The organism is Aeromonas sp. 600774 (assembly GCF_049175075.1).
Lineage (GTDB): Bacteria > Pseudomonadota > Gammaproteobacteria > Enterobacterales > Aeromonadaceae > Aeromonas > Aeromonas veronii_A.
In genome coordinates, this window is the sequence record NZ_JAAKUJ010000026.1 from 1 (window position 1) to 8,368 (window position 8,368).

Sequence of the window (8,368 nt, forward strand, 5' to 3'; positions counted from 1 at the left end):
ATGTGAACGAGGAATTGACCTGTTGTTGACCCGGGTGGGTGAGTGAGATTTCCATCCCGGTACTTTTGCTGGCGGTGGCTGGCCAGGCGATCTGAGAGGTTAGCTTGTCGGCCTGAGCCGACATCGTGTAGCAAGCAGTCAGTAGTGCCACCAGAACTCCTTTCTGAGACATATGATTATCTCCTGGATATCGAAGTTACCCCGCTGCCGGGGAGCTCTTATCTATCGACCTGATAATTGTAAAGTTTAATCAGGGCCCCACTGTTCGGAATACGCTGACACAGGATATGACCCAGTGTTCTCTCCTTTTAGTCATAGATATAGAATTCTTGTTTTGCTCGGAAATTAGATGATGTTGTTTGTGGTGTTCGGTAACGACATCTGGCTTCCCTGATACGTTGGCAGTGTACTCGCTACCTTGTTACACCAGCGCTGTTGCAACTTGCGGCTCTAGAACCTACCGCACTACGGCAAGGATGGCGGATGAGGGGTTGGCCATGTAACTTATCTTGCTGCTGGCCGAACCCCATACGGTGGATGTCGCGATCGTCAGTCATATCTCATACGATTTATCGTGGTGGTGCGAGTCCCAGCAGCTGACGAGCCTTGCTGCAGGTCTCCTCCACCGTTGACCAGTCGTCACCGGTTACCGTGATATGGCCCATCTTGCGGCCGGGGTGTGGCTCGCCCTTGCCGTAGAGGTGCAGATGCAGGCCGGGCAGCGCCAGTAGGGCAGCCCAGTCGGGTGTGCCGTTCTGCCAGAGATCACCCAGCAGGTTGATTAACAGGGCGGGACGCACGGCGATCTGATCCGGCAGCGGCAGATCGCACAGGGCGCGCACCTGCAACTCGAACTGGCTGCATGCAGCGTTGTCGATGCTGGGGTGACCCGAGTTGTGGGGGCGGGGCGCCAGCTCGTTGACCAGCAGTCTACCTTCCACCAGAAAGAACTCCACCGTCAGTACCCCAACGTAATCGAGAGCTGCTATCAGCCGTTCGGCTATTGCTTTGGCTTCGCTCTCCAGCGTTGGCACATTGGCCGGGGAGCGGGTCTGGTCCAGAATGCCGCCGCTGTGCCAGTTCTGCACCAGAGGCAGGGCGCTGATGGCACCGCTCGGGCTGCGCGCCAGGGTCAGGGCAAACTCCCCCTCCAGCGCCAGCCGTTTTTCCAGCACGCAGGGCACACCACTGGCTGCCAACACCGTCGCCAGCTCATCCAGACCGCTCACTTGCCATTGCCCCTTGCCGTCGTACCCCTCGCGGGCCGTCTTGAGAATGGCGGGGAAGATTTCGCTGGCCTGTGCGGGGATGGGCTCTTCCGGCAGTAGCGCCAGATAGGGGGCGACCGGGATGTTGGCCCCGCGCAGAAAGGCTTTCTCCTCGCGGCGATCCTGACAGATGCGCACAGCGCTGGCGGCCGGTCGCACCGGCTTTTGTTTTTCGAGCAGGGCGAGGGTGGCGGCGGGCACATTTTCGAATTCGCAGCTGATGGCCTCGCAGCGGCTGGCCAGCTCGTACAGGGCGGTCTGGTCGTCATAGGGGGCGACAATATGGTGATCGGCGGCGGCACCGGCGATGCTGGCCGGATCGGGATCCAGCACCACCACCTTGTAGCCGAGGCGGTGGGCGGCCATCACGAAGTAGCGGCCAAGCTGGCCGCCCCCCAGCATGCCGAGGGTTGCGGGTGGCAGGATCATGTCGGCTCCTCCAGTTGCAGTGCCTGCACCCGATCTCGCTCGTGGGTGCGGAAGTCGTCGAGCTGCTGCCGGTAGCGAGAGGCATCGCCGTCTTGTGCAACGGAGAGCAGAGAGACCGCAAACAGGGCGGCGTTGGCGGCCCCCGCCTCGCCGATGGCGAAGGTGGCGACCGGCACCCCTTTGGGCATCTGCACGATGGAGAGCAGGGAGTCCATTCCCTTGAGATGGCGTGATGGGATGGGCACCCCCAGCACCGGAAGAGTGGTCTTGGCGGCGACCATGCCCGGCAGATGGGCAGCGCCACCGGCCCCGGCGATGATGGCGCGCAGTCCGCGCTCGCGGGCAGTGGCGGCATACTCGAACAGCAGATCCGGGGTGCGATGGGCCGAGACTACCTGCGCCTCGTAGTGCACGCCGTGCTCCTTGAGGATGCGGGCGGCGGCCTGCAGCACGGGCCAGTCGGAGTCGGAGCCCATTACCAGGCCGATCAGGGGAGCGGTGTTCATTTTCTCTGAATCCTTAATGTTAAACGTTTGCTTTTGGTGGGCAAAAAGAGCCGACAAGCCGGCTCAGAATTTCTCGGGTCGCACGATTTCGACCGGTTGCAGAAAGGCGATCATGGCGTAATCGGGGTAGTAACGACTCTGCAGGTGGGCCAGCAGCCGCTCCGCCTGCTCCCGGCTGCAGATGGCCTCCAGCCGGATGTTGCCGCTCTCGCTCCAGCTGGCGTTGCGCTCGCCATGATCCCCCCGGCCGCGGGCATCTGTGATGGTGTAGCCGCGCAGCCCCTCGCGGGTGAGGGTGCGCAGCAGGGTAGGCTCCAGATTGGCTTCCGTGATGACGGTCAGCAGGGTGCGGGTCTCGGTCTGCATGTGGCTACTCCGTGAAGTGGCGGGCCCAGCTGTGGTAGAGCGGGATCCCCAGCATGATGTTGAACGGGAAGGTGACCCCCAGCACTGCGCTGAGGGATAGCCCCGGGTTGGCCTGAGGCACGGCGATGCGCATGGTGGCCGGCACGGCAATATAGGAGGCGCTCGCCGCCAGGGTGGCCAGCAAGGTCAGGCCGCCGAGAGAGAGGCCCATCAGCTGGCCAGCTGCCAATCCCAGTCCCGCGGAAGCGAGCGGCATCAACAGGGCGAAGCCGAGCAGGAACAGGCCGTGGCGGCGCAGATCCTGACACTGACGGGCGACGATCAGGCCCATCTCCAGCAGGAACAGCGCCAGCGCCCCCTTGAACAGGTCGACAAATAGCGGCTTGAGCGGAGCAATTCCATCCGGCCCGGCCAGATAGCCGATGGCCATACCGCCGAGCAGCAGGGTTACCCCTTTGCCGAGGAAGGTCTCGTGGGCCAGCATGCGCCAGCGGGTCTCGCGACTGATGCCGCGGGCCAGCACTATGCCCACCAGAATGGCCGGGATCTCCATCACCGCGAGGAAGATGGAGAGCTGGGATTCAAAGCTGATGCCCCGCTCGGTGAGCCAGTTCACCCCGACCGCAAAGGTGGCGACGCTGACCGAACCATAGTGGGCGGCGGTGGCGGCGGCATCGACCCGGTTCATCTTGAGGCGCAGCACAGCAAAGCCGAGCAGGGTCTGCACTACGCCCAGCAGGATCACCAGCGCCAGTTGCGGCAGCAGGGGCAGCAGGGATTGCTGGGCCAGACCGACGCCGCCCTTGAGGCCGATGGCCAGCAGCAGAAAGAGGGAGAGGGTGTCGTAGAGGGCAGGAGGCAGTTTGAGCTCGGAGCGCACCAGACCGGCCAGCAGACCAAACAGAAAGAAGAGTACAACAACGTCCAGCATGATGGTTCACAGGGCAGTTCAGATAATGGTTGCATGCTAGAGCCTGCAATGTTTCGATAAAATCAGATTCTTGCTGATGGTTGTTCGGTAAAAACTGATAGGGAACGGCATGCTCAACTACAAACAGCTCTACTACTTCTGGCATGTGACACGCAGCGGCAGCGTGACGCAGGCCGCCGAACAGCTGCATCTCACGCCGCAGACCATCAGCGGTCAGGTGGCAGAGCTGGAGCAGTCCCTCGGGGTGGCGCTGTTCAACCGGGTGGGGCGGCGTCTGGTGCTGACCGCTGCCGGACGGCAGGCGCAGGAGCAGGCGGGGGCGATTTTCTCGCTCGGCGCCGAGCTGGAGCACACCCTGCGCCATGCCAGTCAAGAGTTGACAATGCAGGTGGGGATCGCCGATTCGGTACCCCGTACTCTGGCGTTCGAGCTGCTGGCCCCCGCCATGGCGCTGGCAACGCCGCTGCGGCTGGTGTGTCACGAGGAGCGGGCCGAGCAGCTGTTCAGTGAACTGGCCCGCCACAAGCTGGATATGGTGCTGATCGATCGCCCGCTTCCCCCCGACAGTGGCGTGCGCGGCTACAACCACGAGCTGGGGCGCAGCCCGCTGGCGCTGTTTGCCAGCCCCGAGCTGGCGGCGCGGGCGCGGGATGGCTTTCCCGCCTCGCTGGAGGGGTTGCCGTTGCTTATTCCCGGAGAGAAATCGGCTACCCACGATCGGCTGCTGGCCTGGTATCGCCAGCAGGGCATTCATCCCCATCTGGTGGGGCAGTTTGATGACTCCACTCTGATGAAGTCGTTCGGCAAGGCGGGGATGGGGATCTTCCCGGCGCCGCTGGCGATGGCTGACGAAATTGGTCGCCTCTACGGGGTGGAGCGAATTGCGACCCTCACCGACGTTACCCTCTCTTATTATCTGGTCTCGGCAGGGCGCCATCTCTCCCACCCCGGGGTACAGGCGGTGATGGAGGGGGCCCAGCAGCGGCTGGCGGCGCTGGCTGGCAAGAAATAGAAATCTGGATGGCTATACATCCAGCTTGGCTCTGCCTATAATCCTCCCGCTTTGGCGCATCATGCTTAATAGGGAATCCGGTGAAAATCCGGAGCTGGCGCGCAGCGGTAAGGGGGAACGAAGCGACATCAGGGCACTGCCATCAGGCGGGAAGCCGTCGCCGTAGGCTATCAGCCCCCGAGCCCGAAGACCTGCCAGAGTTCGTATTTCGGGCCGAGAGAAACCGGCCACGAAGTAGATACTTACGCGAACTTAAGGATCTCTCATGTCGAAGAAATTTCTGGCGGCTGCCCTGTTGCCGACGGCGGCGTTTGCCCAAACCACCATCCCTATCAATCCGACTCTGGTTATCACAGCCAACCGCGTGGAACAACCGGTTAGCTCGGTGCTGGCGCCCGTTGTGGTGATCGATCGCGCCGAGATCGAATCTCGTCAGGTGCAGAGTTTGCCAGCGTTGCTGAAGACGCTGCCCGGCGTGCAGATCACTACCCTGGGTGGCAGAGGTCACATGAGCAGCCTGTTCATACGTGGTACCAACTCCAACCATTCACTGGTGCTGATGAATGGGCGTCCCATCGCGGCCATGGTGGCCGGTACGCCGGATCTCAGCCAGATCCCCCTCGGCAATATCGAGCGCATCGAGTATATCCGTGGCCCGCGCGCTGCGGTGTATGGTTCTGATGCCATCGGCGGTGTTATCAACCTCATCACCAAAACATCCGCCAAGAATGGCAGCGAGACACATCTGAAAGGTGGTGCTGGCAGCAATGGCTATGGTCAGGGCGAGCTAAGAACAGTTCAGTCATTTGGCCAAAAAACCGATATGAACATGCTGATTGGCTACGAGCGTACTGACGGTTTTGATGTCGTAGCCAATGCTCAGCAGCCTGACCGGGATGGGTTCTCCGGCCGCAATGGCCAAATCGGTTTGAACCACGCTTTTAATGATGCATGGAGCGCTGATTTTAATGCTCAGGGTTATGACAATCTGACAGAAACGGACGACCCCTATCTGTCTGCGGATCAGAGCCGAGTACAGGCTTTCCAATATGACGGTGGTCTCAAGTTCCAGGGTAAGGATCTGATCAGTCGACTTGAAGTCAGTTACGGTGAAAACAAGCTGAAGAACTGGCTGGAGAGTAATGGGGAAGAAACTGGCCAACCCATTCATACAGGTCTGACACGTTTATCCTGGATCAACAGCTGGAGTGGTATTGAAGGGGTCAGCCTGACAGGCGGTGCAGATTGGCAGCGTGAGGAGATGAAGTCAGACTCTCGGAGCTATGGCAAAAACTTTAATGCCCCCGATCGTGACAATAAAGGATTGTTTGCCGTGGGAAGCTACCGTTGGCAGGCGCTGCTGTGGGAACTTTCCGGCCGCACTGATGATAACCAGCAATATGGTCGTCACAATACCTGGTCTGCGGCAAGTGGGCTGGATTTTGATGAGAACCACAATGTACGGCTGAGCTACGGTACTGGCTTCAAAGCGCCTACCTTTATGGATCTTTACTACCCGGGTTATGAGAATCCGGCATTGCAACCAGAAGAAAGCAAGAATTTGGAGCTGGATTTCTCCGGTCGTTACACCGGTTGGGACTGGTCAGCAAACTTCTATCGTAACCAAATCCAAAACCTGATTCAGTGCCAAAAAGGTTATATCACCTGTACCAAGGGCAATACTGATGCCGAGATTGAAGGCATCGAGTTGGCCCTTGGTTTGGATACTTGGCTTGTACATCATGACTTCAACTATGACTACACACGCGCCAAGGACAAAAATACGAATGATCAGCAACTCTTGCGTCGAGCGAAACACAAAGGTACCTGGCTGACCAGTTTCACGACAGGTCAAATGACCTGGAGTACAGAGGTGCTATATGTTGGTGAAAGACTCGATGTAGGCAATGTTGAGTTGAGCCCGTATACCCTTGTGAACTTGGGTGCTACCTACGCCGCTACTAATCAGCTGACATTGGGCGGTCGTATCGATAATTTGTTTGATCGCAATTATGAAGTCGCTAAAGGCTATGCATCACCAGGTACCGAGTTCAAAGTAACTGCCGACTACCGCTTCTGATGCTTTCTCCAGTTCATCCTTGAAAAACCGAGGCCCTGCCATTGGCAGGGCCTTTTCTATTGGCGGCAGGCGGGAGTATGATCGCCGCCTTGCACCAAAGGGGAGCTCAAGTGGCCAATATTCTCGTGTTTGATTCCGGTATGGGTGGCCTGACCATCTACCGCGAGATCCGCCGTGTTCTGCCGGCACACAACTATTTCTACTGCTTCGACAACGCCAACTTCCCCTATGGTGAATTGAGCGAGCCCGCCCTGATTGCTGCCTGCACCCGCTTGGTGACCACCATGGTGGCCCGTCATCATATCGATCTGGTGGTGATTGCCTGCAACACGGCCAGCACCATAACGCTGCCGGCCTTGCGTGAGGCTCTGGATATTCCCGTGGTGGGGGTGGTGCCAGCCATCAAGCCCGCCGCTGCACAGACTCGCAACGGTTGTATCGGTCTGCTGGCCACTCCAGGCACCGTCAGCCGCGACTATACCCATGAACTGATCGCCCAGTTTGCTCCCGGCAAGCGGGTGCTGCTCAAGGGCACCACCGAGCTGGTCATAGAAGCCGAACACAAGCTGGCGGGCCTACCGGTCAATATGGCGCTGCTGCGCGAGGTATTGGCCGACTGGCTGGAGGGGGAAGAGAAGCCGGACACGCTGGTGCTTGGTTGCACTCACTTCCCGCTACTCAATGAAGAGATTGGGCAACTGATGCCGCAATGCCAGCTTGTTGACTCGGGCAGTGCCGTTGCCAAACGGGTGGCCTGGTTGCTGAGTAATGGCGGGCATTCTGCCGTGCAGCCTGTACATATAGAAGAGGTGATTGCCAGGGCTTACTGTACCCGGCTGGATGGGGAGGCTCAAAAACTGACAGCCCCCTTGCAAGCATGGGGGCTGTCATCACTGGAAGAGGTAAGGTACTGACGAGCAGTTAGGCGTCAGCTTCGCTACCTTCCCTCTCCTCTTTATCACGTTTGTCATTCGCTTCACGTACCTTGAGGGTGCGCTGCTGGTACTCTTTGTCATTCAACGCGGCAATCGCCTTGGCGGCATCGGCGGCAGGCATCTCCACGAAACCGAAACCTCTGCGCTTGCCAGTTGCTTTGTCTTTCATCAACCGCACGGAAATGACCTGGCCCTGTTCGGCAAACAACTCGCGCACAGCAATCTCATTGGCGCGATAGGGCAGGTTGCCTACATATAAGGTGCAAGTCTCCTGATTGGCGATCGACTCAGCGACATTAGCCGAGGTTCGCTTCAGGAACAGCGGTACTACGAAACCGCCGATGGCCAGACCTGCTGCAAAAATCACTTCCGCTTTCAAAGAGAACTGCAGGGCCTGGGCAACCAGGTAGCCAACCACTGCCAATACCAGAGCAAGGATTGCGGCCTGCATATATACGGGAAACTTGGATAAATTCATCTTAAAAGACCTTTTGTAAATGAAAGCAAAAAAGGTGCAACACTATATTCACCTCCATGGTAACCAGCTTTCCTGATTGGCGCTACCATGGACCACTCGGGAGAGGTTATCGGCTCCAGTATGGCATTCCCAAGGTCACTGAAGGCGACATAAATGACGCTAAAATGGGAGTGAAATAACCGGATTGTGGATAACATTGTATATATACACTGAATAAGCTGTTTCTAATTGAATAATTTGAAATTTTCGTGATTTTCTTCAAAAAAAGTCTTGTCATCGCAGCGCCGCTCCCTATAATGCGCCCCTACCAGCACGGCGGAACACGCCGAACTGATGAGCCAGCTTCCTAGCGAAGTGGGCGCC

Annotated in this window: 8 protein-coding genes and 1 riboswitch; of the genes, 3 read left to right on the top strand and 5 right to left on the bottom strand. The window is 58.5% G+C overall.

Translation table 11 applies throughout. From position 1 onward, the window contains the following. Positions 1-569 precede the first annotated feature (569 nt). From G5171_RS20120 to G5171_RS20135, 4 genes are all read right to left on the bottom strand, one after another. Complete coding sequence (locus G5171_RS20120) at positions 570-1,697, bottom strand: 5-(carboxyamino)imidazole ribonucleotide synthase (protein WP_421260650.1); 1,128 nt, start codon at positions 1,695-1,697, stop codon at positions 570-572. Further along, positions 1,694-2,203 (bottom strand): 5-(carboxyamino)imidazole ribonucleotide mutase, encoded by a 510-nt coding sequence (gene purE / locus G5171_RS20125; protein ID WP_227341716.1) that lies wholly within the window; start codon positions 2,201-2,203, stop codon positions 1,694-1,696. The genes G5171_RS20120 and purE overlap by 4 nt, the downstream gene beginning before the upstream one ends. A gap of 63 nt (positions 2,204-2,266) precedes the next feature. Beyond that, positions 2,267-2,569, bottom strand: a complete 303-nt coding sequence (locus G5171_RS20130; RefSeq protein WP_005321666.1) for a P-II family nitrogen regulator — start codon at positions 2,567-2,569, stop codon at positions 2,267-2,269. Between the two features lie 4 nt (positions 2,570-2,573). Further along, positions 2,574-3,500 carry a sodium-dependent bicarbonate transport family permease gene (locus tag G5171_RS20135; RefSeq protein ID WP_199416737.1) on the bottom strand — a complete coding sequence of 309 codons (927 nt, stop codon included), beginning with the start codon at positions 3,498-3,500 and terminating at the stop codon, positions 2,574-2,576. 109 nt (positions 3,501-3,609) lie between these two features. Here G5171_RS20135 and G5171_RS20140 point away from each other — a divergent pair, with 109 nt between their 5' ends. The 3 genes from G5171_RS20140 (at position 3,610) to murI (ending at position 7,506) form a co-directional block, all read left to right on the top strand. Then, on the top strand, positions 3,610-4,512 hold the full coding sequence (locus tag G5171_RS20140) for a LysR family transcriptional regulator (RefSeq protein WP_421260651.1): 903 nt from the start codon (positions 3,610-3,612) through the stop codon (positions 4,510-4,512). Between the two features lie 35 nt (positions 4,513-4,547). Next, a riboswitch (cobalamin riboswitch) is annotated at positions 4,548-4,726 on the top strand. 51 nt (positions 4,727-4,777) lie between these two features. Beyond that, on the top strand, positions 4,778-6,592 hold the full coding sequence (locus tag G5171_RS20145; protein WP_421244790.1) for a TonB-dependent receptor domain-containing protein: 1,815 nt from the start codon (positions 4,778-4,780) through the stop codon (positions 6,590-6,592). Positions 6,593-6,702: 110 nt separating this feature from the next. Then, positions 6,703-7,506, top strand: a complete 804-nt coding sequence (gene murI, locus G5171_RS20150) for a glutamate racemase (RefSeq protein ID WP_421244791.1) — start codon at positions 6,703-6,705, stop codon at positions 7,504-7,506. Between the two features lie 7 nt (positions 7,507-7,513). Here the strand turns inward: murI and G5171_RS20155 are convergent, their stop codons facing one another. Further along, positions 7,514-8,005, bottom strand: a complete 492-nt coding sequence (locus G5171_RS20155) for an RNA recognition motif domain-containing protein (RefSeq protein ID WP_204482057.1) — start codon at positions 8,003-8,005, stop codon at positions 7,514-7,516. Positions 8,006-8,368: the final 363 nt, after the last annotated feature.

Bases quoted from the DNA above. Each gene is read 5' to 3' on its own strand.
- G5171_RS20130 (WP_005321666.1), bottom strand. From the start codon at position 2,569: ATGCAGACCGAGACCCGCACCCTGCTGACCGTCATCACGGAAGCCAAT.
- G5171_RS20140 (WP_421260651.1), top strand. From the start codon at position 3,610: ATGCTCAACTACAAACAGCTCTACTACTTCTGGCATGTGACACGCAGC.
- G5171_RS20145 (WP_421244790.1), top strand. From the start codon at position 4,778: ATGTCGAAGAAATTTCTGGCGGCTGCCCTGTTGCCGACGGCGGCGTTT.
- G5171_RS20135 (WP_199416737.1), bottom strand. From the start codon at position 3,500: ATGCTGGACGTTGTTGTACTCTTCTTTCTGTTTGGTCTGCTGGCCGGT.
- G5171_RS20120 (WP_421260650.1), bottom strand. From the start codon at position 1,697: ATGATCCTGCCACCCGCAACCCTCGGCATGCTGGGGGGCGGCCAGCTT.
- purE (WP_227341716.1), bottom strand. From the start codon at position 2,203: ATGAACACCGCTCCCCTGATCGGCCTGGTAATGGGCTCCGACTCCGAC.
- G5171_RS20155 (WP_204482057.1), bottom strand. From the start codon at position 8,005: ATGAATTTATCCAAGTTTCCCGTATATATGCAGGCCGCAATCCTTGCT.